The sequence below is a fragment of the Streptomyces sp. NPDC002867 genome (assembly GCF_053591895.1).
Genome location: NZ_JBSFUR010000003.1, coordinates 299,588 through 321,887, shown reverse-complemented (window position 1 = coordinate 321,887; position 22,300 = coordinate 299,588). Strand labels below are relative to the sequence as shown.

Here is a 22,300-nt window from a genome sequence, read left to right as displayed (position 1 = left end):
CATGCCGGGAGCGCGCATGCAGATGATCGTGGTGATGAAGTTGACCGAGCCGAGGATCGTGCCGAAGCCGGAGAAGGCCAGACCCATGATCCACAGGTCGGCCCCGACTCCTGGCGAGCGTTCGATGCTGTTGAGGGGCGCATAGGCGAACCAGCCGAAGTCGGCCGCCCCCTGCGGGGTGAGAAAGCCGGCCACCGCGATGAGCGAGCCGAAGAGGTACAGCCAGTACGCGAACATGTTCAGCCGCGGGAACGCCACGTCGGGCGCGCCGATCTGAAGCGGCATGATCCAGTTCGCGAATCCGGCGAACAGCGGCGTCGCGAACATCAGCAGCATGATCGTGCCGTGCATCGTGAACGCCTGGTTGAACTGCTCGTTCGACATGATCTGCGTGCCGGGGCGGGCCAGTTCGGCGCGCATCAGCAGCGCCATCAGGCCGCCGATCAGAAAGAAGATGAAGGATGTCGACAGATACAGCGTGCCGATCGTCTTGTGGTCAGTGGTGGTCAGCCATCTGATGACGACGTTGCCGGGTTGCCTGCGCCGCAAGGGCAGCTCGTTCTCATACGCGTCCTCGTCCTCGAACAGCGACGCCTTGTTCAGGCTCACGCGAACTCCACTCGTCAGATACGACACGGCAAGCCAGCGAGCAACACCCAGCACGCTGCCCTACAGAAGGCATTCAAGGGGCAACCTAACGATTCCCGATACCGGCTGCCGAGTGACACCTCCGCCGCGCACGCCGCTTTGAACTTCGCAACCTGCGATATCTCTGAACATGAGCCGCAGTGCGTCAAGAAGCGGGGTCCCCGGATTCACTCGTTCAGCAGCAGGCATCCGGGAGGGACTCGTCCCGGTCGTTTTGTCACGCAAATCGCTCGTCACAGTGCGGTGCGGCCCGGGAGGCGGGTCCCGGGGCGGATCTCGATCAGCAGACGGGTGGAGAGAACCGCTTCGGGTACCCGCGCACGTAACCGCGCAGCAGCGGCTTGATCGATGCCCTGGAGGGAGGTCTTGTGGTGGATCCACTGGCCCTCGCCCGTGCTCACGGCCTCTTCAACGTCCTCGGTGGCGCTTGGCCACTGTTGTCGCTGCGGACTTTCGAGTGGGTCTCCGGCCCCAAGACGGACGAGTGGCTGCTGAAGACGTGCGGCGGTCTCCTGGCAACCGCCGGCTGGGGCATGCTGCGCGCTTCCCCGGGCGCCGAGGGACTGCGGCACGCACGGCGCCTCGGAGTCGGCACAGCCGTCACCCTGCTCGCGATCGACCTGGTCTATGTCCCCCTCGGACGCATTCGCCCGACCTACCTGATCGACGCCGCCACAGAGATCGCGTGGCTCACGGCTTGGTGGAGAACCGGGCGTCTGCCCGCCCGAACGGTGCGCGCCTGAGTGAACAGCCACGTCCGAGAGGCCTTACGGCCGCGTTCCGGATCAGCCCATGTCGCGTCCCCGGAGCAGGAGTTGTGCCACGGCCATGCCCGCCACCGCGATCGCGGCCCGGAACGGCCAACGGCTCCGGTTCGCCGACGGCACAGCCGTACCCCCGACGGCGACGACTCCCGCCGCGACTGCCGGCACCCAGCTGACCGCCCCGGCTCGCCCGGGAGGTCCCACCACGAGCACGGCCATGGCTGACAGCATCACGAACGGGCTCACCCACCGGCAGACCGTTCGCCCCAGGCGTTGCGGCAGCCCACGAACACCGGCCGCGAGATCGTCCTCGATGTCCGGAAGCACATTGACGACGTGTGCCCCCACGCCCAGCAGCGCCCCAGCCGCCACCGCCCACCAGGCGGGCCAGGACGGCAACGGCAGCCCGAGAGTGACGAAGGCCGGCAGAGAGCCGAACGCGACGGCATAGGGCAGCGGTGAAAGCACCGTGTGCTTCAGCCACAGGTTGTAGGCCCAGCCGGTGACCACCATGCCCAGATGCGCCGCTCCCGCCGCGGCACCGTTCAGCAGCGACAGCGGCACGCACAGCGCCAGGGCCGTGCCGGCCGCCACGGCGACCGTGCGCTGCGACAGTTCCCCGGTGGCCAGGGGCTTGTCGCGGCGGCCGCAGCGCGTGTCGCGGTGCGCGTCGACCGCGTCGTTGCACCAGCCGACCGAGAGCTGACCGGCCAGCACGGCCGCAGCCACCGCCGCCGCACCTGCCACCCCGCGCCCGGCCGCCACGGCCAGCGCGGTCGCGAACGCCGTGACGGCCAGCGCCGGCTCCAGGTGGCAGGCGCGCAACAACGGAGGGAGACGGTGTGTCGTACGCGGAAGGGCCTCGGCGGGGTGTAGAGACACGAAGGCAAGATAATCGGGCACACGAAACGAGAAGGCATTACCGACATGCGTGTCCCTGTGATCGTCGACGATGCCCCCTCACCGACCACCCTGCCGGACGGTACGACCGCGACCGGTGCGGCCACCACGATCCTCGCCGTCCGCACCGCGCTGCCGCCGCACCGCTACAGCCAGGACGACCTCACCGAGCTGATCGGCGACCTCTGCCTCGCGCCCGGCGCCGAGCGCACCCTCCTGCGCCGCCTGCACGCGTCCGCCGGGGTGCGGACACGGCACCTCGCCCTGCCGATCGAGCTGTACGCCGGCCTCGGCGACTTCGGGAAGTCCAACGACGCCTGGGTGGCAGCCGGACTCGATCTGGGCGAGCAGGCCCTCACCGGCGCGCTCGATGAGGCAGGGCTCGCGCCGCGCGACGTCGATCTGCTGGTGTGCACCTCGATCACCGGCATCGCCGCCCCGTCGCTCGACGCCCGGCTCGCCGGACGCGTGGGACTGCGGCCCGACATCAAGAGAGTCCCGGTGTTCGGCCTGGGCTGCGTGGCAGGTGCCGCCGGCCTCGCCCGGCTGCACGACTACCTTCGCGGTCATCCGGATGACACCGCCGTGCTGCTCACCGTCGAACTGTGCTCGCTGACACTCCAGCAGCGCGACGACTCCCCCGCGAACCTCGTCGCCGGCGCCCTGTTCGGTGACGGCGCGGCCGCCGTCGTCGCACACGGCCGCGGCACCCGCGGCCGGGACGGCGCGGGGCCGACGGTGGTCGCCACACGCAGCCATCTGTACCCGGACACCGAACAGCTCCTCGGCTGGAACATCGGTGCCAGCGGATTCCGTGTCGTGATCGGTGCCGGTGTTCCCGGCATGGTACGCCGCCACTTCGGTGCCGATCTGCGTGACTTCCTGGCTCACAACGGCCTGACCGTCGACGACATCGGGACCTGGGTGTGCCATCCCGGAGGCCCCAAGGTGCTGTCCGCCGTGGCCGACGTCCTCGGCCTGCCCGGCGGTGCCCTGGACACGGCATGGCACTCGCTCGCGACGGTGGGGAACATGTCGTCGGCCTCCGTCCTGCACATCCTGCAGAACACCCACGAGACCCATCGGCCCGAGCCCGGTACCTGGGGACTGGTCCTGGCGATGGGCCCGGGGTTCTGCTCCGAACTCGTCCTGCTGCGCTGGTGAGTGGTCCACATGTCCTGGTACACGCTTCTCGTCCTGGCCGTCGCCGCCGAACGCGTCGTCGAACTCGCCGTGGCCCGGCGCAACGCGGCGTGGACGCTCGCCCGTTCCGGCGTGGAGTACGGCCGCGGTCACTACCCGGTCATGGTCGTCCTGCACACCGGTCTGCTGGCCTGCTGTCTGCTCGAGCCCGTGCTCGCCCACCGGCCGTTCCTGCCCGCCCTGGGATGGCCCATGCTGACGCTGGTCCTCCTGGCCCAGGCCCTGCGCTGGTGGTGCATCACGACGCTGGGGCGGTACTGGAACACCCGCGTCATCGTGGTTCCCGGGGCACGTCTGGTCGACGCCGGCCCGTACCGGTTCCTGCGGCACCCGAACTACGTCGCCGTCGTCGTGGAGATCACCGCACTGCCCCTGGTGCACTCGGCGTGGCTGACTGCGGTGGTGTTCACGGTGGCCAACACCGTGCTGCTCACGGTCCGCATCCGCTGTGAGAACGCCGCCCTCGGCGGCCGGGCAGTGGCGGCATGATCGACGGTCACGACCTGCTCGTCGTCGGAGGGGGTCCGGCCGGTCTCGCGACCGCCCTGTACGCGGCACGCGCCGGTCTCGACACCGTTGTGGCCGAGCCGCGCCGCGTACCGGTCGACAAGGCCTGCGGCGAAGGCCTGATGCCGGGCGCCGTGCGGTCCCTTGCCGCGCTCGGCCTCGCCGTCTCCGGTCATCCGATCAAGGGCATCCGCTATGTCCAGGGCTCCCGCCAGGCGCAGGCCCGGTTCCGGCACGGCCTCGGGCTCGGTGTGCGGCGCACCAGCCTGCACGGCGTCCTGCACCGCGCGGTCCGCGAGGCAGGCGTTCCCGTGGTTCCCCTGAGGGTGGAGGCGGTGCAGCAGGACGCCACCGGTGTGCTGGTGCCCGGTACGGGTCTGCGTGCCAGGTGGCTGGTCGCGGCGGACGGTCTACACTCGCCGCTGCGCCGCTCCCTGGGTCTCGAGGTCCCTTCCCCGGGGGCTGCCAGATACGGGCTGCGCCGTCACTTCGCCGTGCCGCCGTGGTCCTCGCACGTCGAGGTGCACTGGGGGCGGTACGGGGAGGCGTACGTCACCCCGCTCGGCCCCGACCTCGTCGGCGTCGCCCTGCTGACGGCCCGGCGGGCCCCCTTCGACGCCCAACTGGAGGGGTTTCCCGCTCTTGTGGAGCGCCTCCCTCCAGGGGCGGCCGTCACCGCGGTGCGGGGCGCGGGACCACTGCGCCAGAGGGCATGCACCCGATTCCACGGACGGGTGCTCCTCGTGGGAGACGCCGCCGGATACATCGACGCGCTGACCGGTGAGGGGATCTCCTTGGCTCTCGCCGGGGCCGAGGCCCTGGTCGGCAACCTGCGCCGCGGTACGCCGGGCCGCTACGAGAACGACTGGAACCGGGCGACCCGCCGCCACCGGCTGCTGACGGAACTCCTGTTGCGCGCCCGGCAGAAGCCCGCACTGGCACCGCTCATCGTGCCCACGGCCGAGCGTCTGCCTCGCGTGTTCGCTGCCGCAGTGAACGCACTGGCATGAGAGGCCAGAGTGCGGAGTACCACTGCCGTTGGTACGAGGCCGGAATCGCCCGGTCACCCGTACCACCGGCCGGCGGATGGCGAGTCCCTCGTCCTCCGCACCGATGCGGCCGTGTGCAGACCGGTCGAGGCCTGCTCCGTGCCGACTGGGCGGGCGCGGTGTTCCGCACCGGACCGTCGCGGTGACCGAGCGCCCGGGTGACACGGCGCCGGGGTGCCTTCGCATGCCTGAGCCGTTGATCAACTTTCGCTTTCGCCCTCCGTCGGGTCTTCCGTCGCCGGCGGTCGGCGGCCCCAGGCCGTGATCAACCCGGCGGAGATGTCCGCGCAGTCGGGAGACGCCAGATAGCGGATCGCCTCGTCCACGCCGGCATCGTCCACCATGCCGGTGGCCGTGATCGCCCCGCGGGCACGGTCCCACGTGTCCGCCCAGAAGCGGCTGATGGCACTGCCCGGCGTCAGAGCGGGCACATGTACTTCCGCGCCTACGGACGTGAGGCCGGCGGCCCGCAGCAACTGCGGATACCCGCAGACCCAGGAGACGTCCGTCCCGATGGACGCCTTGAGCCCCTGCCACATCGCCTGCATCACGCGGGTGTAGGGAGTCGGGGGCGCGTCGGCGGAGGTCAGGTCGATGGCGTCGCCCAGGACCAGAACGCCACCTGGGGCGACGAGTGAGGCGAGTCTGGCGATCATCCGTTCCCGCTCGGGCAGGTGCATGAGCACGAACCGTGCGTGCACCAGGTGGAAGCTGCCGCGCGGCAGGTCGGAGGTGGTGACATCCGCCTCGACGGCCGTGAGTCCGGGCACGGGGTGAGCGGCGAGGAACCTGATGTCGCGGTCGACGGCCACGACTTCGTCCACGCCGGCCTCGTCCAACAGGAGCCGAGCCACCGACCCGGTGCCTGCGCCGATGTCGAGGCACCGCCACCCCGGCTCCAGCCCCACGCCCAGGCGCATCAGGTGGGCCAGTGTCACCTCGTCATAGGCGAGGGCCCCGAGGTCGATCCGTTCGCCCTCGCCTTCCTGGTCCGGCCGGAACACTCGCCCGCCGTAGTGCGCGCTGTGTCCCCCGCCTGGTTCGCTTCCCTGCTCGTGTGTCCGCATGCGGCCGATCCTGCTCACATCGTCCCGCCACCGGCAGAGGCGCGCCGCAGGCTCCTCCGCAGCGGTGCTGCCGAAGACGCACGGGCGGCCGGGGGGCTTGCTGACCAGTCGCACAAAGGACCGTTGCAGCACGGAGCCGACGGCGCATCGCGCACCCGCCAATCATCCGAACCGGCACGGCACATGACGTCGAACCACACACCAGCCCGGGACGAAACGCTCTTCTCGTGGCGGTGGCGCCTCCAGGAACGATTCGCCACGGCACTGACCCAGACGGGAACGGCAGGGTCTTCCCTACCAGTTCGATCCCGCCGCGTCAGCGGCACACAGACGCTGTCGTTATTTCAGGTGAAGCCCCCAGGCGGCATGCACATGGAGCGAAGGATCGTCCTACCCTTTTATCGCACTCGAGATGTGCAAGGGGTTTGGGTCTGCCCTCCTGAGCCGGGTCACTCCGGGAGGTTCGCATGATGCCAGGATTAGCCGGTCGAGGCGGTTCGGCCCACGCCGCCCGTATCGGCCGGCTGCACGAGGCAGGGGTTCGTGAGGCCCTGGGCGTGGGCTCTGCGGCGGCTGCAACCGTGGGAGGGTGCGTCACCGCGGCAGCGGTGCTGGATGCCTGCATAGGAGTGGCAGCCGCGCATGGGCTAGCCGCACTCTCGCTCTACGCACGTGCCCGAACCGTCATGGGAAGGGTGCGCCTGCGCCTGACGCTGCTGGCGGTTTCGGTGGCGGCAGGCGGTCTTCACCACCTTTTGGCCAGTCACCCACCCACAGCACAGGGGCGGTTTGCCGGCGTTCTCCAATCCGTGGTCGAACTGCTGGCAGTCGCCGGTCTCGCCGTTTCTCTGGGGTTGGGTGTCGCCGGACTGGTCGTGGCAGCCGCGGACAGCGGCACGACCCTGGTCTGGTTACGGCGGCTCCTGGACGGCTGGATGACCGCGGGCTCGCTGTTCACGCTGAGCTGGGTGATCCTGTTGCATCGCGTCGACAAAGGCGGTGACGTACCGGGATCGCTGATGGCTTTCACCCGCGTGGCGACGGACATTCTCGTCCTGGGGCTACTGGTCGCCTTGCGCTTCTGCCGGAAACCCGGGGAGCGCGCAGCGGTCACTCTGGCGGCCGTGGCCCTCGCCCTTCTGGCCGTGAGCGACATGCTGCCCATTCTGTTGCCCGCTCCAGGCGCCTGGTTCGGGATTCCTCTCGCGGCGGCCTGTTCGATGGCCGGATTGTTCCTCGTGGCCCTCGCGCCCTGGCTGCCCGGCGGTGCCAGCATTGTGGGAGCCGACCGGCGGGAGATGCCTGTCGCCGGGGTGGTCGTGGCCTTCATACCCGTGGTCGTCTGCGCTCTCGCCATGGCTGCGCACGCACTGGCCGGCGGCCGCCCCGATGTTGTGATGCTCGCCCTTGCAGGTTCTGTGCTTCTCGGGCTCAGCGCCCGGCAAGGCGTTGCTCACGCCGACCACCTGCAGCTCACTCGAGAGGCCGCAGCCCGGGAGGCGCATTACCGCACGCTGGTCGATGGCTCGAGCGACGTGATCACCATCGTCGGCCTGGATGGTCGCGTGCTCTACATCAGTCCGGCCGTCCGTGAGGTCTTCGGATACTGCCCTGAGGAGCTCGTGGGCGCCCGCCTGCCCCTGTACAGCCACCCTGACGACGTGGCGCTGCTGATGCAGGCTGTCGAGACCCTGCGGCAGGAAGCCGAGTCAGGCACTCGCGGGCCGGGCCGCTGCGTGTCGTCTCGGGTTCGGGCAGCGGATGGGCAATGGCGCCACGTCGAGTCGACGATCAGCCACCACGCCGACGGGCTGATCTTCAACAGTCGCGATGTCACCGAGCGAGTCATGTTGCAGGCACAGCTCGAGCACCTCGCATTCCACGATGTGTTGACGGGCCTGCCCAACCGCGCGTTGTTCGCCGACAGGGTCAGACATGCGCTGCACAAGCGCGCCGCCGACGCCACGCCGCCCGCGGTGATCTTCCTGGACCTGGACGGCTTCAAGGCCGTCAACGACTCGGCCGGTCACGCGGTAGGTGATGGTCTGCTCGTCCAGGCTGCCCGTCGGCTCCAGGCATCTGTGCGAGCCGAGGACACGGTCGCCCGCCTCGGCGGCGACGAGTTCGCCGCGCTGCTGGAGGGAAAGGCAGGAGCATGCCCTTCCCGGGCCAGGGAAGTAGCGGAGCGGATCTTGTCGGCCCTGGTGAAGCCGTACCGCATCGGCAGCACCGATGCGGTGGTATCGGCTTCCATCGGCATCGCGGTAGCCACTCCGGGGATCACACCGGATGAACTCCTGCACAACGCCGACCTGGCCATGTACGAGGCCAAAGCCGCAGGAAAAGGCCGCATCCGCATGCACGATACGCAGCCGCACAGCATCAACTGCGAGACATCTTCCACCGCCCTCGACACCTGTGTCTGCAAAGACACTGCTATGGCAACGGCCCACACAGTGAGTTGAGTTGTCGGAGCGCCGTTCGCGGGTGTCGGGCAGTGGGCGACTGCCCGGAATACTGGAGGGCTGAGACGCAGGCGGATCAGGCCGTGACCCGAGGTCCGTCCCGAGGTGGTCAGGCCGCGTCCTCCGTGCGGGCGTGGGCGAGGGCCGACGGGGTCAGCCGGCCGACGATGGCTGGGGCCTCCCGTACCAGGGCGTCGTTCTCCACCGCGTCGACCATGAAAAGGGCGAAGTCCACGCGACGGGTCAGGTTGCTCGCGAGGACGGGGTCACCGACATGCCGGCTCCACACGGGCAGGCCCTGGCTCTCGCCCTCCTCCAGGTCGCTGCCGCGGACGACCGTCCATTCGGTGTCGCTGGAGAAGATCCTTCGGCATGCCTCCACCTGGTCGTCCAGGTCCGCCACGCGAGCCAGTCTTGCCAACCGCCCGAAGACCGCCACGAACGTCCTGAGCTTCCGGGTGTACACGTCCTTCCCGTCGCGGGTGATGTGCCAGCCGCAGGAGAACACCAGTCGCGCTCCCGAAGGCGCCTGGTCGAGCACGGCCTGGGCCGTACCGGAGGAGTAGTGGTTCATTCCCCATGGGGCCAGCACCGTGAGCACGGCCTGGCACCCGTCCACCGCCCGTGCGATGACCGCACGGTCGTCGGTCGCTCCGGGGATCACCGTGATCCGCCCCTCGAACTCGGCGAGCTTGTCGACGCTCTGCTCCCGGCAGACGCCCACCACCTCGTAGCCCCGGTTCAGCGCGTGGCGCACCATGTACCGCCCGAGCTTTCCGGACGCGCCGACGACGCACACCCTTCTTCGTGGGCCCCGTCTCCGGGCCCCCTCCGAGCCGATCGGTTCCATGACCTTCGCCCTCCCTCTCCCCGCCCCGTCCTTACGCCGTAAGGGTGTGCCTTACGGCGTAAGGTTGTCAACCGATGAAGCCAACCCAGGGAGGATTCCGTGTCCACCGAGCCAGCCCCCGTGTCGGCATCCCGCCGCCGACCGCTCAGCAGGGAGACGGTGCTCCGCTCGGCGGTCGCGCTGGCGGACGAGGCCGGCACCGGCGTGCCGACGATGCGCAAACTCGCCGGGCGGCTCGGTGTCGAGGCCATGTCGCTGTACCACCACGTCCGCAACAAGGAGGAGATTCTCGACGGAATGGTCGACCTCGTCTTCGGTGAGATCGAACTCCCGCCGAAGGACCTCCACTGGCGGGCCGCGATGCGGCGGCGCGCGGTTTCGACACGCGACGCACTGATCCGCCACCCGTGGGCGATCGGCCTGATGGACTCGCGGAGCAACCCCGGCCTCGCGACGCTGCGCCACCACGACGCCGTGATCGGCTGCCTACGGTCGGGCGGCTTCACCATCGCCGGTGCGGCGCACGCGTTCTCCGTGCTCGACAGCTACGTCTACGGGTTCACGCTGCAGGAGCTCAGCCTGCCGTTCGAGTCGTCCGCCGGCATCGAGGACCTGGCGGACTCCATCCTGGAACAGATGCCTCGCGACGAGTTCCCTCACCTCACCGAGATGATCGGCCACCATGCCCTGAAACCCGGCTACGCGTACGCGGCGGAATTCGACATCGGGCTCGACCTGATTCTCGACGGATTGGAACGCCGGCGCGAAGTCTGGCTCTGACTCGTCACCGGACGCGTGCACGCCTTGCCACCTCACTCCTGCCGCAGCGCGCACCACAGTTCCTCCGAACGTGCTCGCCTCCAGTACTCGACTGCCGGCGTTCTGGCGGATGACGGGCGGCCGGCACCCGCGACGGCCGGGGGCGGCATGAGCTCGTATGCCCGGTCCGTACGACCGCCCGGTGATCGGCAGCCGTACGGACCGGGCCCGGGAAGCGGTCAGGCCGCGGGCATCAGCACGCGGGTGGCTCCTTCCTCCTTGTTGTGCCGGTCGGCCCAGTTGGAGAGGGCCGTACTGCACGCGTGGTCCAAGTGCCGCAGGCCGAGCAGGTCGAGCTCGATGTGCCGGTCCTTCGGCAGCTTCTCGAGGGTGTCGAGGATCCGGGGCAGCCTGAGGAACGTAGCGTTGCCGGAGACGACCACCCGCACGGGCTCGTTGCGGTCGACGCCGTCCTCCACGTCGACGTGGATGTGCGACGTCTCCCATGCCGTCTTGGCGACGGCGAGCAGCAACCCGACGAGCACGCCCTCGAACATGCTGGTCGCGATGATGGCGACTGCGGTCGCCACCAGGATCAGGGCCTCTCCCCGGTGCTCGCGCCACAGCGGCCCCAGCTCCTTCAACGGGATGAGCTTCCAGCCGGAGAAGACGAGGATGCCCGCGAGCGAGGCGACGGGTATGAGGCCGAGCGCCGCCGGCAGGAGCGCCGCGAAGAGCAGCAGCCAGACGCCGTGCAGCACCCGTGACGCCTTGGTCCGGGCTCCTGCCTGCACATTGGCCGAGCTGCGCACGATGACCGCGGTCATCGGCAGCGCCCCGAGGGCGCCGCACACGGCGTTGCCCGCACCCTGCGCCATCAGCTCCTTGTCGTAGTGGGTGCCGGGTCCGCTGTGGAGGCGGTCGACGGCGGCGGCGCTGAACAGGCTCTCCGCCGACGCGATGAGCGTGATGGCGACGACCGTGCCGATCGCGCCGACCACGCCGGCATCCATGATGCCGCCGAGGTCGTCGAGGGACGGTGGCCGGATCGCGCCCAGCAGCCCCTGAACGTCCACCCGCTTCACGGGCAGCCGGAACAGCGCCACGGCAGTGGTGGTCAGAACCACGGCAGCCAGCGGTGCGGGGACCACGCGGACCTTGGGCGGCAGATGCTTCCACAGGGCCATCAGTGCGACGGTCACCGCCGCGAGAGCGAACGCGGCCAGTGCCTCGGGCGAGCGGGCCGTACGGACGACCAGTCCGGGCAGGCCGGCGAGATTGGCCGGGCCTGAGCCGGGAGCCTTCGCGTCGGCCATGGCGTAGAGCTGGCCGGCGATCAGTACGAGACCGATCCCCGCCAGCATTCCCTCCACGACGGCGATGGAGATGGCACGGAACCAGCGGCCGAACTTCAGCGCTCCCATGACCAACTGGAGCACGCCCGCGATGAGGACGAACACGCCCAGGGCCCCGAGCCCGAATTCGGTGACGGCTTCGAGGACCAGCACGGTCAGACCCGCGGCAGGTCCGCTGACCTGGAGGCTGCTCCCAGGGAGCAGTCCGGTCACCAGACCGCCGACGATGCCGGTGACCAGGCCGAGTTCCGCCGGCACACCGGAGGCCACGGCAACGCCCACGCACAGCGGCAGGGCGACCAGGAAGACGACGACGGAGGCAGTGAGGTCGGCCCGCAGCGTCGAGGCGGAGGTTCGCTCCGCGCGCTGCGGCGCCCGCCGGTGACGCCCGCGGGTCCCGCGTTCGCTGTTCCCCCGTTCGTTGTTCTCGCGTTCGTTGTTCTCGCGTTCGTTGTTCTCGCGATTGCTGTTCCCGTGTTCACGGTGCCCGCGTTTGCGGGTGTCGGCGGTGCTCACAGCGGAAGGAACGTGTCGTCGTGCGGCCGGCGGACGAGCACGGAGCCGGTGTCTATCTCGTAGTACCAGCCGTGCAGACTCAGTCGGTCTTCTGCGGCCCGGCGGGCGACACAGGGGTAGTCGCGCAACCGCCGGAGCTGCCGCACCACATGGTGCTGGACGGCTTCGGCGACGGTGGGGTCGGCGGGGGACGAGGGGTCGGTGAAGAGGGGCGCCGGTGACGCGCTCTCCAGCCAGCCGCGGACCGCCGGAACGGCGGAGAGGTCTTCGCGGCGCGCCATGGCCCCGACGGCACCGCAGTGGGAGTGGCCACAGACGACGATGTCCGTGACCCCGAGGACTTCGACGGCGTACTCGACGGTGGCCGCCTCGCTCGAGTGCCGAAGGGGGTCGTGCTCGGGGATGATGCCGCCCGCCGTGCGGAGTTCGAACAGCTCGCCTGGGCGGGCTCCGGTGATCAGTGAGGGGATCACCCGGGAGTCGGAGCAGGTGATGAAGAGCGCTTGGGGGGACTGGCCGTCCGCGAGGCGGCCGAACTCCTCGGCGCGTGCGGCGGCCTGGTGCCGGAAAGCGCGGGCATTGTTCGTGAGCAAGTGCATGGGGGGTCTTCCTCCAGCGCGCCCTGGGCGCGCGGTGGGGAGTCGTCATGTCGGATCGCAGGTACTCGTCGAGGCCGTGCGGAGGTCGACGTATCACTCGGAGGCGGAACACCGGCAGGACGGCGGGCCGTGGCGGGGGCACGGTCCGGAGCCGGGACGGAGGTATCGTCCGGTGGCTCCGGTAGCTCGGGCACTTCAGGTACGCCGGTAACTCGGGACAACTCCGGTAAGGGGTCTGCCTTCCGGCGGTCTCTCCGGCGCTCGGTGCAGCGCATCACCGCGTCACGTCCCTCCCCGGTTTCGGCCAACGATTGGTCCAACTGGTCGGTAACTCCGGCCTCTTGAGTCACTCTGACATCACAGAGGTCCAAAAGTCTGTGATTCGTTAGACATTTGTGAGCGTCACGCTCCTTGACAGGCGAGACTCATCGGGGCTACCGCGGGTCACCCCAGATGAGACGCCGATCGAGTCCGGCGACACAGAAAAGACCGTCCCGCGAGTGTTACGGATCCCACGTCCGGTTCCGCGGTGCAGGCGGAACGCTTCAAGGACGGAACGCGTCAGCCGAGGGCGACTACCGAGACGGCGAACGACACAGGCCGTGGCGCTTCTCTTTCGCGAACGGCACGGTGAAGGCGAGGGGCGCGCAACAAGGCCGGGCAGCCCGACGGCGAGTGGGTCCGGTGCCGCAGGGGCGGCCGGCCCCTCCCAGGAAAGGCCCTACCGTGCCCGCCGTTCAGGACTCGAGGGCAACTACGCGCTTCGTGCGCGGCAGCGCAGGAAGATCTGCTCCTCGGGCGGTGCGTCCGAACTCGCCGGCGCGTAGGCGTAGCAGATCTCCTCGGCGATCTCGAAGCCCGCCCCTTCGACCACCTCGTGCAGGTCGACACGCGGGTAAGCGGAGACCCGGATCGTTTTTCCGATGAAGGGGATCGAGCAGTCGTCGAGGTCGGCCTCGACCATCGCCAACAGGAACTGGCCCCCCGGGACCAGCAGATGACGGATCGTCCGCAGAGCCAGGGGTATCTCAGCGCGTGGCAGCATGAGCAGGGAGAAGAAGGCGGTGACCGCGTCGAAGCGGCCGAGATCGAGGGGCCCCGAGGGTCGCAGATCCGCGATGTCCGCCTGGTGGAACACCGCGGCGGGCACGTGCCGACGGGCAAGATCGACCATCACGCCGGAAAGATCGATGCCGACGACCTCGAAGCCCGCCTGAGCGAGTCGTCGCGAGGTCGGAACCCCGGTGCCGCACCCCACATCCAGCACACGGGATCCGGCCGGGAGGGATCGGGCGAGCCACTCGGAGGCCTCGATCTGGCCCTGCTTGTGCGGGAAGACCTCGTCGTAGCGGTTGCCGATGGCGTCGAAAGCCTCGGCCTGACCGGTGCGGTCGAAACGCGTGCTCTCGCAAACTGGTTCGTTGCCCGGACTGCTCACGCTAAGTCTCCCTCCGGCGCAGGCTGATGAAAGCCTCGCACAAGTGGGCCGCCGGGACACCACCGCGGACTCGGTAATCCTGATGAACTGCGCGTTGCCTGCGGCCAGATGAGGCGTGCCGCGGTCAGAAGAGCGACGGCCCGAGGCTGCCCGGGCCCGGGCACCGGGCCCGCAAGCGGGTCCTGCGGAATCGGCTCAGGTCCCGGCAGCGGGAGAAGCCGTCTCCACCACCTCGACGAGAGGCCGCAGCAGCGTGTCGCGGCCGGCTTCGGTGAGCGCCTCGCGCAGGGCGGCGTGATGGGTGGTCGGCCACGCCTCTCCGAGGAGCGTCAGGCCGGGGCCGTGACGTCGGTGCAGATGCCGCGGCGGTCCGTGAGGCAGAGGTAGCGGGACAGCAGGCCGCGGTTCTCCGGCCGGGTGACGAGGCGGGTGGTCGCGCTCTGCCTGAGGGTGACGGCATCGGCGGCCTGCTTCCTCCTTCGTCGACCCAACCGACTTGCGCACAATAATAGCCTCCCCATGAAGGTATCCCGCGTTTGCATTCATTACGCGTCTGCAAGTATTGTCGTCGCCTGTAAGACCTCTGCGCAACCCTCTGGAAGGTTCGTCGTCATGCCTCTCGCGCTGCTGGCCCTGGCCATCGGGGCCTTCGGGATCGGCACCACCGAATTCGTGATCATGGGCGTGCTGCCCCAGGTCGCCGGCGACTTCGGTGTCTCCATCCCCACCGCCGGCTGGCTGGTGACCGGCTACGCCCTCGGTGTCGTCTTCGGTGCCCCGCTGCTGACCGTGCTCGGGACCAAGGTGTCCCGCAAGAAGATGCTCATGTTCCTCATGGGCCTGTTCATCCTCGGCAACGCGCTGTCCGCCTTCGCCCCCAGCTTCGGCGTCATGCTGATCGGCCGCGTCGTCGCCTCCCTCGCCCACGGCGCATTCTTCGGCATCGGATCGGTGGTCGCCGCCGACCTCGTCGCCCCGGAGAGGAAGGCTTCCGCCATCTCCCTGATGTTCATGGGCCTGACCGTCGCCAACATCGTCGGCGTCCCGGGCGGCACCTACATCGGCCAGGCCCTCGGCTGGCGCGTCACCTTCACCCTCGTCGCCGCCCTCGGCATCATCGGACTCCTCGGCGTCGCCAAGCTCGTACCCGAGCAGGGCAAGCCCGAGACCGGAAACGTCCGCACCGAGTTCGCCGCCTTCAAGAACGTCCAGGTCTGGCTCGCCATGGCGATGACCGTCCTCGGGTACGGCGGTGTGTTCGCGGCCATCACGTACATCACGCCGATGATGACCGAGGTCGCCGGCTACAGCGAGGCCGCCGTCACCTGGCTCCTCGTCCTGTTCGGCATCGGCATGTTCCTGGGCAACCTGCTGGGCGGAAAGTTCGCCGACCGCGCCCTGATGCCCATGCTGTTCGTGTCGCTGGGTGCCCTCTCGCTCGCTCTGCTGGTGTTCACCGCGACCGCGCACAACAAGGCCCTCGCGGCGATCACCTTGACGCTGATCGGTGCCCTGGGGTTCGCGACCGTCCCGCCGCTGCAGAAGTGGGTGCTCGACCAGGCCTCGGCCGCTCCGACGCTTGCCTCGGCCGCCAACATCGGCGCCTTCAACCTGGGCAACGCGCTCGCCGCCTGGCTCGGCGGCATCGTGATCGCCGGCGGCCTCGGCTACACCTCGCCGAACTGGGTCGGCGCCCTGCTCTCCGGCACGGCCCTGCTGCTCGCCTTCCTGGCCGCATACCTCAACAAGCGCACCCGCACCGCACACGCGTCGACCGCTGTCCCGACCGCGGTGCCCTCCCCGGCGCCCGCCGCGCGCTGACCCCCACCTCCATCACCGCACAAGGGAACGACCATGAGCACCACCGCCACCGCCACCGCCATGACCCCGCTGACCACCCAGGACGCCGAGGTCCTGCTCACGGCGGCCCGCCGGGCCGCCGAGACCGCCGGGGTCACCGTCAGCGTCACCGTGCTGGACGCGGGCGGGCATCTGCTGGCCTTCCGCCGCGACGACCGTGCGGTGCTGATCTCCGGTGAGACCAGCACGCGCAAGGCCTACACGGCCCTCCAGCTCAACGCCCCCACCGCCGACCTCGTCGAACTGGTCAAGCCCGACGGCCCCTTTCACAGCCTGACCACCGCACTGGACCGCCCGCTGCTGTTCATCGCCGGCGGCATCCCCGTCCACCGCGACGGCACGCTCATCGGCGCCGTCGGAGTCGGCGGTGGCGCTCCCGAGCAGGACCACGCCTTCGCCACCGCGGCCGTCGCCGCCCTCGGCTGACCCGTCACCCGTCCCGCCCGCCGAGGAACGCCATGACTTCCGTCCACACCGTCACCCTCAACAACGGCGTGGGGATCCCGCAGCGCGGCTTCGGCGTCTTCTACGAGATGGCCTCGACCACCACTCTCGATGCGGCCCTGCGTACCGGCCCCCACCCGGACACCCTCAACTGGTAGTGCTTTGTGAGGTGGTGTCGCAGGGCTGCCATGGGACAATTCGTTGGCAGGTGGGGCAGGTTCCGGTCCAGGTGGCGATGAGGTGTTGGAGGAGGTCCAGGGCCTGGTAGAGGGTCAGGCCCTGGCAGGGGCTTTGGGCTCCTCCGCTGTTCGGTCAGGAATAGGTGGGCGGCGGTGACGAGGGTGACAGAGCGACACCCGTGAGAAGAACACCCCCTGGTCGCCGGACCGGAACTCAGGCCGCCGCGGCGCGGAACGTGCTGGGGCTCAGGCCCTTGTGGCGTTTGAACGCGGCACTGAAGCCGAAAGCGTCGGCATAGCCGACGGACCTTCCGATCTGGGCGATGCTGAGGTCGGTGTCGGTCAGAAGCGCCTCGGCCTCGTCCATGCGGCATTCGGTGAGGTAGGCGAGGGGCGGGCGGCCCATCAGCTTGGTGAAGCGCTTGGCGAACAGCGCCCGGGAGACGCCGGCTCGAGTGGCCAGCGACGCCACCGTCCAGGCCTCGGCGGGCCGGTCGTGGAAGGCCTGCAGGGCGGGGGCGAGGACTGGGTCGGCGAGGCCCCGGTACCAGCTGGGCGCGTCGGCGCCGGCCTGGTCGAACCAGCTGCGCAACGTGCACACCAGGGCCCAGTCGAGGAGTCGGTCCATCAGCGCCTGCGAACCGGCCGAGAGATGGGCGGCGTCGGCGGCGGCCGTCTCCAGCCAGGCACAGACCTCGGCCTCCTCCTTGATCACCAGGATGGGCGGCAGGGCACGCAGGAGCCGCTCGTGGCGGTGGCCCGCGGCACGGTAGGCGCCCACGATCAGCGCGGTCGCCTCCTCCGAGTCGGTGCCCCAGTGGATGCCGCCGAGTTCCTGGGCGGTGCACTCGGCGTCCGTGGTGAAGCAGGCGATCTCGTACGCGGCATGGGAACTGTGGACAGTGGTGGGATGGTCCGCGAGATGGAACGGCGCGGGGCCGCGCACGATGGCCGTATCGCCCACGCCGACCGCTCGCTCGGTGCCGTCGGGCAGCAGCAGGGTGCCCCCGCCGCGCAGCACGCTGATCATGGTGAGCGGTGCGTCGTCGGCGAAGCGGATGGTCCAGGGCGCCGTCAGTACGGCGTGGGTGACGACCGAGCCCTCGGCCCGGATGCCACTCAGTAGCGAACTCAAAGGATCCACCGAACGCATCGTAGACGATCTCCTATGTTCCGGAGCGTTTCTCCCATGGATCATCTACGTCACCGCGGCTGTACTGGATTCATCGAATCGACCGAGACCAGCCGGGAGACACCGTGACGCAGCACGACAGCCGTGCCAGGACAGCCCTCGTGGTCGTCGCACACCACCGCACCGATTCCCTCACCGCGCACACGGCCCGCCGTGCTGCCGCCCGGCTCGAAGCCGCCGGATACCGCATTGACCTGCTCGACCTGCACGCCGAGGGGTTCGACCCACGGATGAACATGTCGGACCAGCCGGACTGGGGCAACAGGGAAAAGGCATATTCGGACGAAGCGCACGCCCATATGCAGCGCATCCTCGACGCCGATGTCGTCGTCGCCGTCTTCCCGGTGTACTGGCAGAGCGTGCCCGCCATCCTCAAGGGCTGGATCGACCGCGTATGGAACTACGGGTTCGCCTACGGCCGCAGCAAGCCCCGCCTCGCCGGCAAGCGCATACTGTGGCTGGGCCTGGCCGGAGCCACTGCCGACGATCCCCTCGTGGAGGGGATGCGAACCGTCCTCGAGACCAATCTGAGCGAAGGCATCGCCTACTACTGCGGCTTCTCCCATTCCACCGTCGGCCTGCTCACCGACGCGGAGGAGCGCCCGCAGCGCGTCGACGCCGAAGGCAACCTCCTGGTCGGCGAAGCGGTCGCGGGCGCTGAGCGAGAGGCGCAGTACGCCGATCTCGACCGGCGTGCACGGGAGTTCGTGGAAAGGTTCGTCGCCGAGGAACTTGTGGCGACCTGACCGCCAGGGAGACATACGTGGTCGTGGACGACCTGTGGGTTGCAAGGCGGGCGTTCGTAGCGGTGGTTGAGACGGCGGTCCGCCGCTGGGCGGGCCCGGACGCTGTGCCCGGGCCCGCCCATCCGGCCGGCCGCCCGGATCAGGCGGGCTGCTTCACGCAGGTGCCGACCACGTAACCAGTGACGCCGTGCTTCGTGACCTTGACCCAACGCGAGCTGGTGATACCGCACTTGGTGTACGAGCCGCCGTAGTACATCTGGCAGGGCGACGGCGCGGTCTCCCCCTTGTTGAGCTGGGCGAGGGCCGTGCCGTTGACGCTCGTCCGGTCACGTATCACCACGGTCTCGAGGGCCAGTGCCGTGCAACTCGCAGCGGTCGCGTTCGTCCGTGCGACGGCGGGGCTGCCGGCGATGAGCGTGGTCCCGACCAGGGCGGCGGACACTACGGACGCGGTCAGGATCCGGCGTGCGTGCATATCTGATACTCCCCTTCGATTGACGCGGGCATGTCGCCCGCGTTGGTCAGGGACAGCCTAGATCCACTCGCGTCGCAGGCTTCACGGACCTGATGCTCACGCGATGGGCGGCGCTCGGCGGGGGGCGGGCGCCGCCACCGCCTCAGTCGTTCTCGTGCAGCACCATCGCCGAGCCGCCACCGCGGCGCGCCGGCTCGGCCACCGCCTGGAGCCTGCCGTCGGGCAGGAACTCCAACGCCGCCACCGCCCCGATCTCCGGAGAGGGGGTGAAGGTGCTCGGGGCCATGACGAATCGGTGCCCCAGCCGTTCCAGTGCCGTGCGCTCGGGCGAGTCGAGGAAGGCCGGTTCGGCATCGGTCGCCGCCCGGTTCCGCTGCGAGATGCGCGGTGCGGCGACCGCCTGCGGCAGCGCCATGCCCAGGTCGAGCCGGTTGACGAGGGTCTGCAGCACGGTGGTGATGATCGTGGCCCCGCCGGGTGAGCCGACGGCGAGCATCGGCTTGCCGTCGTCCAGGACGATCGTCGGCGACATGCTGCTGCGCGGGCGCTTGCCGGGGCCCGGCAGGTTCGGGTCCGGCACCCCCTCGGTCAGGGGTGTGAAGTTGAAGTCCGTCAACTCGTTGTTCAGCAGGAACCCCCGGCCGGGCACGGTGATGGCCGATCCACCGGTCTGCTCGATCGTCAGGGTGTACGAGACGACGTTGCCCCAGCGGTCCGCGGTCACCAGGTGGGTGGTGGAGGGCCCCTCGTAAGGCTCCTCGCTGCCGGTGCCCCGCGTACACCCCGAGCCCGGACTGCGCGGGTCGGCCGGCGCCAGCGGGCTGGTCAGCACGGCGTCGGGGCGGATGAGGCAGGCGCGGTCCTTGGCGAACTCCTTGGACAGCAGCTCCTGGGTGGGCACGTCCGAGAAGGCCGGGTCGCCCACCCAGCGGTTGCGGTCGGCGAAGGCGATCCGGCCGGCCTCCACGTAGTGGTGGAGCGCCTGGGCCCTGTCGGCCGACGACAGGTCGAAGTTCTCGAGGATGTTCAGCGCCTCGCCGACGGTGGTCCCGCCGGAGGAGGACGGCGCCATGGAGTAGACGTCCAGCCCCCGGTACGTGGTGCGGGTCGGGTCGCGGCGTACGGTCTTGTAGTCGGCGAGGTCGCCCGGCTCCATCAGCCCGGGGCGGACCGTGCGGTCGGCACCGGGGGCGACCGGCGGGTTCTTGACGGTGGCCACCACGTCGCGGCCGATGCCCCCGTGGTACAGCGCGCCGACGCCCTCGCGGGCGAGCTCGCGGTAGGTCCGGGCGAGGTCGGGGTTGCGGAAACGGGAGCCGACCACGGGGAGTTCCCCGTTCGGCAGGAACAGCTCGGCGGTGGAGGTGAAGTCCCGGAAGCGGTCCTCGTTCATCGCCGTCTGGGCGCGGAACTCCTCGTTGACGACGAAGCCTTCGTCGGCGATGCGGGTGGCCGGCCGCAGCGCGGACGCCAGCGAGACCGTACCCCAGTCCTTCAGCGCCTTCTCCCATGTGGCGGGCGTGCCCGGAACGCCCACGGAGAGCCCCGAGTTGACCGCCTCGGGGAACGGAATGGGCTTTTGGGTCGCGGGGTCGACGAAGGAGTCCGAGCGCATCCGGGCCGGGGCGGTCTCCCGGCCGTCGATGGTGCGCACCTTCCGTGTCGCGGCGTCGTAGGAGACGAAGTATCCGCCGCCTCCGATGCCCGCCGAGTAGGGCTCGACCACGCCGAGCGCTGCCGCGGTGGCCACCGCGGCATCGACCGCGTTGCCACCGTGCCGCAGGACGTTCAACCCGGCCTGAGAGGCGTACGGATTCACACTGGAGACCGCACCGCCGCTGCCGGTGGCGACGGCGTGTTTTGCGGGAGGCCGCGGCTCGGAGCCGGTGGCCGGCGCGGCGACGGGAGCCCCGGTCGCACTGCCGGGGATCAGGACGGGGAAGACGAGCGCCGCCGCGGACGCGGCGGCGACAACGGCACGACGGACAGCCAAGGGAGCCTCCGGTGACCTTCGTTGAGAGGAATGGTCGAAACCCTGGCAGCGTCCGGGCAGGTCAGCAACGACGTACCGAAAGATTTGCGTGAGATCTGAGGTTTCCGACCGGTAGCCGGTGAGGTGACACCCCTGTCACCGCACTGGACGCCGAGGCTCCCGACAACTGCCTTATGGACAGGCCGGATGTACGGGACAACTCGCACTGCTCCCCGGCTTCCGCGGGGGGCGCGAGAGATCTGCGATCACGCTCCTGGATCACCGCGGGGTGATCCCGAGGGGGCGTGAGGGATGATGGACCACCTGATCGGCATTCTTTTGATCGTCTTCGGGGCGCCACTCGTCGGCATCCTCGGCAACGTGATCGCCGACGCCTGGCACGAGGGCGTCGGCCGGATCATCTCGATCGGCGGCGTCCTGACGGTGCTGGGGGCCGCGGCCTGGTTCATCGTCAGCAGCTTCTGAGGCGTCGGCTTCTGCAGCAGAGCAAGCCGTCCGGGCCGCCGGCCGGATTCGCTTGCCCGCCGTTCCGGTACGGCACCACCTTGCCGAAGTGGATCTCTTCTCGCGCTCTTGGACGGCGTTGCGCACGGCGGTCGACGAACTCTCCGATGAGGACTGGGAACGGCCGTCCGGCTGTACCGGCCGGCTCGTGCGGGACCTGGTGTGTCACCTGATCATCGACGCCCAGGACGTCCTGATCACGCTGGTCACGCCGGCCGAAACCGAACCGACCGTGGACTCGGTCACTTACTGGAAACTCGTCGAGCCCCCGACCGGCGAGGACCCGCTCGACGCGCTGATCCCCCGGCCGGCCGGCCGCGTACGGCGAGCCGCGGTGGCTCAAGTTCCATTTCGACGACGTCGGTTCCGCCGCCGGTCGCGCCGCCGAACTCGCCGATCCGGGTGTCCGCGTCAGCACCCGCGACGACGTACTGACCGCCGCCGACTACCTGTCCGCGTACGTCATGGAATGGACGCTGCACCACCTCGATCTGATCGCGCACCTGCCCTCGGCCGCCGAACCCCGCCCGCCGAGACCCTCGCGGCAGCCCGCGCCTCGCTGGAGAAGATCGCCGGGGAAGGGATTCCCGCGTCGTTCTCCGACAAGGACGCGCTGCTGGTCGGGACCGGACGCCGCGCTCCGACGGACGCCGAGCAAGTCGCGCTGGGCGAGCCGGCCGCGAAGATCCCGCTCGTGCTCGGCTGAAGGAGCCACGGCCGTGACCGTCCGGCTCCGGTGACCGAGCCCGGGAAGCCGGTGCTCGGTCAGGGCCGCCGCCTCGGGCCC

At 69.7% G+C, this 22,300-nt stretch carries 22 protein-coding genes and 1 pseudogene; 12 read left to right on the top strand and 11 right to left on the bottom strand.

Annotation, left to right across the window (positions count from 1 at the left end; all coding sequences use genetic code 11):
• The coding region (locus ACWD0A_RS04595) for a cytochrome c oxidase subunit I (RefSeq protein WP_451294573.1) at nt 1-609 on the bottom strand (609 nt) is incomplete at its 3' end.
• 410 nt (nt 610-1,019) lie between these two features.
• Between ACWD0A_RS04595 and ACWD0A_RS04590 the strand changes: the two genes are divergently transcribed.
• Nucleotides 1,020-1,391: a hypothetical protein gene (locus ACWD0A_RS04590; protein ID WP_451294571.1), complete on the top strand. Its 372-nt coding sequence runs from the start codon at nt 1,020-1,022 to the stop codon at nt 1,389-1,391.
• A gap of 42 nt (nt 1,392-1,433) precedes the next feature.
• Here ACWD0A_RS04590 and ACWD0A_RS04585 read toward each other — a convergent pair whose 3' ends face one another.
• Entirely contained in the window at nt 1,434-2,294 is an 861-nt protein-coding gene (locus ACWD0A_RS04585; protein WP_451294569.1) for a UbiA family prenyltransferase, read from the bottom strand.
• A 45-nt stretch (nt 2,295-2,339) separates the two neighbouring features.
• On the opposite strand from ACWD0A_RS04585, the gene ACWD0A_RS04580 reads away from it, so the two are divergent.
• Genes ACWD0A_RS04580 through ACWD0A_RS04570 form a run of 3 tightly spaced genes read left to right on the top strand, consistent with a single transcriptional unit; the run spans nt 2,340 to nt 5,032 of the window.
• Nucleotides 2,340-3,476: a type III polyketide synthase gene (locus ACWD0A_RS04580; protein WP_451294567.1), complete on the top strand. Its 1,137-nt coding sequence runs from the start codon at nt 2,340-2,342 to the stop codon at nt 3,474-3,476.
• 9 nt (nt 3,477-3,485) lie between these two features.
• A complete protein-coding gene (locus ACWD0A_RS04575; RefSeq protein ID WP_451294565.1) occupies nt 3,486-4,004 on the top strand; it encodes an isoprenylcysteine carboxyl methyltransferase family protein in 519 nt (172 codons plus the stop codon).
• Nucleotides 4,001-5,032 carry an NAD(P)/FAD-dependent oxidoreductase gene (locus tag ACWD0A_RS04570; RefSeq protein WP_451294563.1) on the top strand — a complete coding sequence of 344 codons (1,032 nt, stop codon included), beginning with the start codon at nt 4,001-4,003 and terminating at the stop codon, nt 5,030-5,032. The genes ACWD0A_RS04575 and ACWD0A_RS04570 overlap by 4 nt, the downstream gene beginning before the upstream one ends.
• Before the next feature lie 239 nt (nt 5,033-5,271).
• Here the strand turns inward: ACWD0A_RS04570 and ACWD0A_RS04565 are convergent, their stop codons facing one another.
• Entirely contained in the window at nt 5,272-6,138 is an 867-nt protein-coding gene (locus tag ACWD0A_RS04565; protein WP_451294561.1) for a class I SAM-dependent methyltransferase, read from the bottom strand.
• A gap of 695 nt (nt 6,139-6,833) precedes the next feature.
• Here ACWD0A_RS04565 and ACWD0A_RS04560 point away from each other — a divergent pair.
• Nucleotides 6,834-8,603 (top strand): diguanylate cyclase domain-containing protein, encoded by a 1,770-nt coding sequence (locus ACWD0A_RS04560; RefSeq protein WP_451294559.1) that lies wholly within the window; start codon nt 6,834-6,836, stop codon nt 8,601-8,603.
• 109 nt (nt 8,604-8,712) lie between these two features.
• On the opposite strand, the gene ACWD0A_RS04555 is transcribed toward ACWD0A_RS04560, so the two are convergent.
• Entirely contained in the window at nt 8,713-9,453 is a 741-nt protein-coding gene (locus ACWD0A_RS04555; protein WP_451294557.1) for an NAD(P)-dependent oxidoreductase, read from the bottom strand.
• Between the two features lie 99 nt (nt 9,454-9,552).
• Here ACWD0A_RS04555 and ACWD0A_RS04550 point away from each other — a divergent pair, with 99 nt between their 5' ends.
• The gene (locus ACWD0A_RS04550; RefSeq protein ID WP_451294555.1) at nt 9,553-10,233 is read left to right on the top strand and encodes a TetR/AcrR family transcriptional regulator; all 681 of its coding nucleotides are present in this window, start codon (nt 9,553-9,555) and stop codon (nt 10,231-10,233) included.
• 218 nt (nt 10,234-10,451) lie between these two features.
• On the opposite strand, the gene ACWD0A_RS04545 is transcribed toward ACWD0A_RS04550, so the two are convergent.
• The 4 genes and pseudogenes from ACWD0A_RS04545 to ACWD0A_RS04530 form a co-directional block, all read right to left on the bottom strand.
• Nucleotides 10,452-11,906 carry a SulP family inorganic anion transporter gene (locus ACWD0A_RS04545; RefSeq protein WP_451294597.1) on the bottom strand — a complete coding sequence of 485 codons (1,455 nt, stop codon included), beginning with the start codon at nt 11,904-11,906 and terminating at the stop codon, nt 10,452-10,454.
• Between the two features lie 173 nt (nt 11,907-12,079).
• A complete protein-coding gene (locus ACWD0A_RS04540; RefSeq protein ID WP_451294553.1) occupies nt 12,080-12,682 on the bottom strand; it encodes a carbonic anhydrase in 603 nt (200 codons plus the stop codon).
• Nucleotides 12,683-13,436: 754 nt separating this feature from the next.
• The gene (locus ACWD0A_RS04535; RefSeq protein WP_451294551.1) at nt 13,437-14,120 is read right to left on the bottom strand and encodes a class I SAM-dependent methyltransferase; all 684 of its coding nucleotides are present in this window, start codon (nt 14,118-14,120) and stop codon (nt 13,437-13,439) included.
• A gap of 195 nt (nt 14,121-14,315) precedes the next feature.
• A pseudogene (locus tag ACWD0A_RS04530) lies at nt 14,316-14,608 on the bottom strand (MarR family winged helix-turn-helix transcriptional regulator); the annotation flags it as partial.
• A 124-nt stretch (nt 14,609-14,732) separates the two neighbouring features.
• Between ACWD0A_RS04530 and ACWD0A_RS04525 the strand changes: the two are divergent.
• The 3 genes from ACWD0A_RS04525 to ACWD0A_RS04515 are packed head-to-tail and all read left to right on the top strand — an operon-like array spanning nt 14,733 to nt 16,582.
• Nucleotides 14,733-15,941, top strand: coding sequence for an MFS transporter (locus ACWD0A_RS04525; protein WP_451294549.1), 1,209 nt, complete (start codon nt 14,733-14,735; stop codon nt 15,939-15,941).
• A 33-nt stretch (nt 15,942-15,974) separates the two neighbouring features.
• Nucleotides 15,975-16,406, top strand: a complete 432-nt coding sequence (locus tag ACWD0A_RS04520; protein ID WP_451294547.1) for a GlcG/HbpS family heme-binding protein — start codon at nt 15,975-15,977, stop codon at nt 16,404-16,406.
• A gap of 32 nt (nt 16,407-16,438) precedes the next feature.
• On the top strand, nt 16,439-16,582 hold the full coding sequence (locus ACWD0A_RS04515; RefSeq protein ID WP_451294545.1) for a hypothetical protein: 144 nt from the start codon (nt 16,439-16,441) through the stop codon (nt 16,580-16,582).
• 235 nt (nt 16,583-16,817) lie between these two features.
• On the opposite strand, the gene ACWD0A_RS04510 is transcribed toward ACWD0A_RS04515, so the two are convergent.
• The gene (locus tag ACWD0A_RS04510) at nt 16,818-17,747 is read right to left on the bottom strand and encodes an AraC family transcriptional regulator (protein WP_451294543.1); all 930 of its coding nucleotides are present in this window, start codon (nt 17,745-17,747) and stop codon (nt 16,818-16,820) included.
• A 113-nt stretch (nt 17,748-17,860) separates the two neighbouring features.
• On the opposite strand from ACWD0A_RS04510, the gene ACWD0A_RS04505 reads away from it, so the two are divergent.
• Nucleotides 17,861-18,541 (top strand): NAD(P)H oxidoreductase, encoded by a 681-nt coding sequence (locus ACWD0A_RS04505; protein WP_451294541.1) that lies wholly within the window; start codon nt 17,861-17,863, stop codon nt 18,539-18,541.
• 139 nt (nt 18,542-18,680) lie between these two features.
• Here ACWD0A_RS04505 and ACWD0A_RS04500 read toward each other — a convergent pair whose 3' ends face one another.
• Nucleotides 18,681-19,016 (bottom strand): hypothetical protein, encoded by a 336-nt coding sequence (locus ACWD0A_RS04500; protein WP_451294539.1) that lies wholly within the window; start codon nt 19,014-19,016, stop codon nt 18,681-18,683.
• A 142-nt stretch (nt 19,017-19,158) separates the two neighbouring features.
• A complete protein-coding gene (ggt, locus tag ACWD0A_RS04495; RefSeq protein ID WP_451294537.1) occupies nt 19,159-21,009 on the bottom strand; it encodes a gamma-glutamyltransferase in 1,851 nt (616 codons plus the stop codon).
• 291 nt (nt 21,010-21,300) lie between these two features.
• Between ggt and ACWD0A_RS04490 the strand changes: the two genes are divergently transcribed.
• On the top strand, nt 21,301-21,474 hold the full coding sequence (locus ACWD0A_RS04490; protein ID WP_451294535.1) for a hypothetical protein: 174 nt from the start codon (nt 21,301-21,303) through the stop codon (nt 21,472-21,474).
• An 88-nt stretch (nt 21,475-21,562) separates the two neighbouring features.
• Nucleotides 21,563-22,219 carry a maleylpyruvate isomerase N-terminal domain-containing protein gene (locus ACWD0A_RS04485; RefSeq protein WP_451294533.1) on the top strand — a complete coding sequence of 219 codons (657 nt, stop codon included), beginning with the start codon at nt 21,563-21,565 and terminating at the stop codon, nt 22,217-22,219.
• Nucleotides 22,220-22,300: the final 81 nt, after the last annotated feature.

Bases quoted from the DNA above. Each gene is read 5' to 3' on its own strand.
- ACWD0A_RS04565 (WP_451294561.1), bottom strand. From the start codon at position 6,138: ATGCGGACACACGAGCAGGGAAGCGAACCAGGCGGGGGACACAGCGCG.
- ACWD0A_RS04540 (WP_451294553.1), bottom strand. From the start codon at position 12,682: ATGCACTTGCTCACGAACAATGCCCGCGCTTTCCGGCACCAGGCCGCC.
- ACWD0A_RS04515 (WP_451294545.1), top strand. From the start codon at position 16,439: ATGACTTCCGTCCACACCGTCACCCTCAACAACGGCGTGGGGATCCCG.
- ACWD0A_RS04525 (WP_451294549.1), top strand. From the start codon at position 14,733: ATGCCTCTCGCGCTGCTGGCCCTGGCCATCGGGGCCTTCGGGATCGGC.
- ACWD0A_RS04580 (WP_451294567.1), top strand. From the start codon at position 2,340: ATGCGTGTCCCTGTGATCGTCGACGATGCCCCCTCACCGACCACCCTG.
- ACWD0A_RS04520 (WP_451294547.1), top strand. From the start codon at position 15,975: ATGAGCACCACCGCCACCGCCACCGCCATGACCCCGCTGACCACCCAG.
- ACWD0A_RS04570 (WP_451294563.1), top strand. From the start codon at position 4,001: ATGATCGACGGTCACGACCTGCTCGTCGTCGGAGGGGGTCCGGCCGGT.
- ACWD0A_RS04555 (WP_451294557.1), bottom strand. From the start codon at position 9,453: ATGGAACCGATCGGCTCGGAGGGGGCCCGGAGACGGGGCCCACGAAGA.
- ACWD0A_RS04500 (WP_451294539.1), bottom strand. From the start codon at position 19,016: ATGCACGCACGCCGGATCCTGACCGCGTCCGTAGTGTCCGCCGCCCTG.
- ACWD0A_RS04575 (WP_451294565.1), top strand. From the start codon at position 3,486: ATGTCCTGGTACACGCTTCTCGTCCTGGCCGTCGCCGCCGAACGCGTC.
- ACWD0A_RS04490 (WP_451294535.1), top strand. From the start codon at position 21,301: ATGATGGACCACCTGATCGGCATTCTTTTGATCGTCTTCGGGGCGCCA.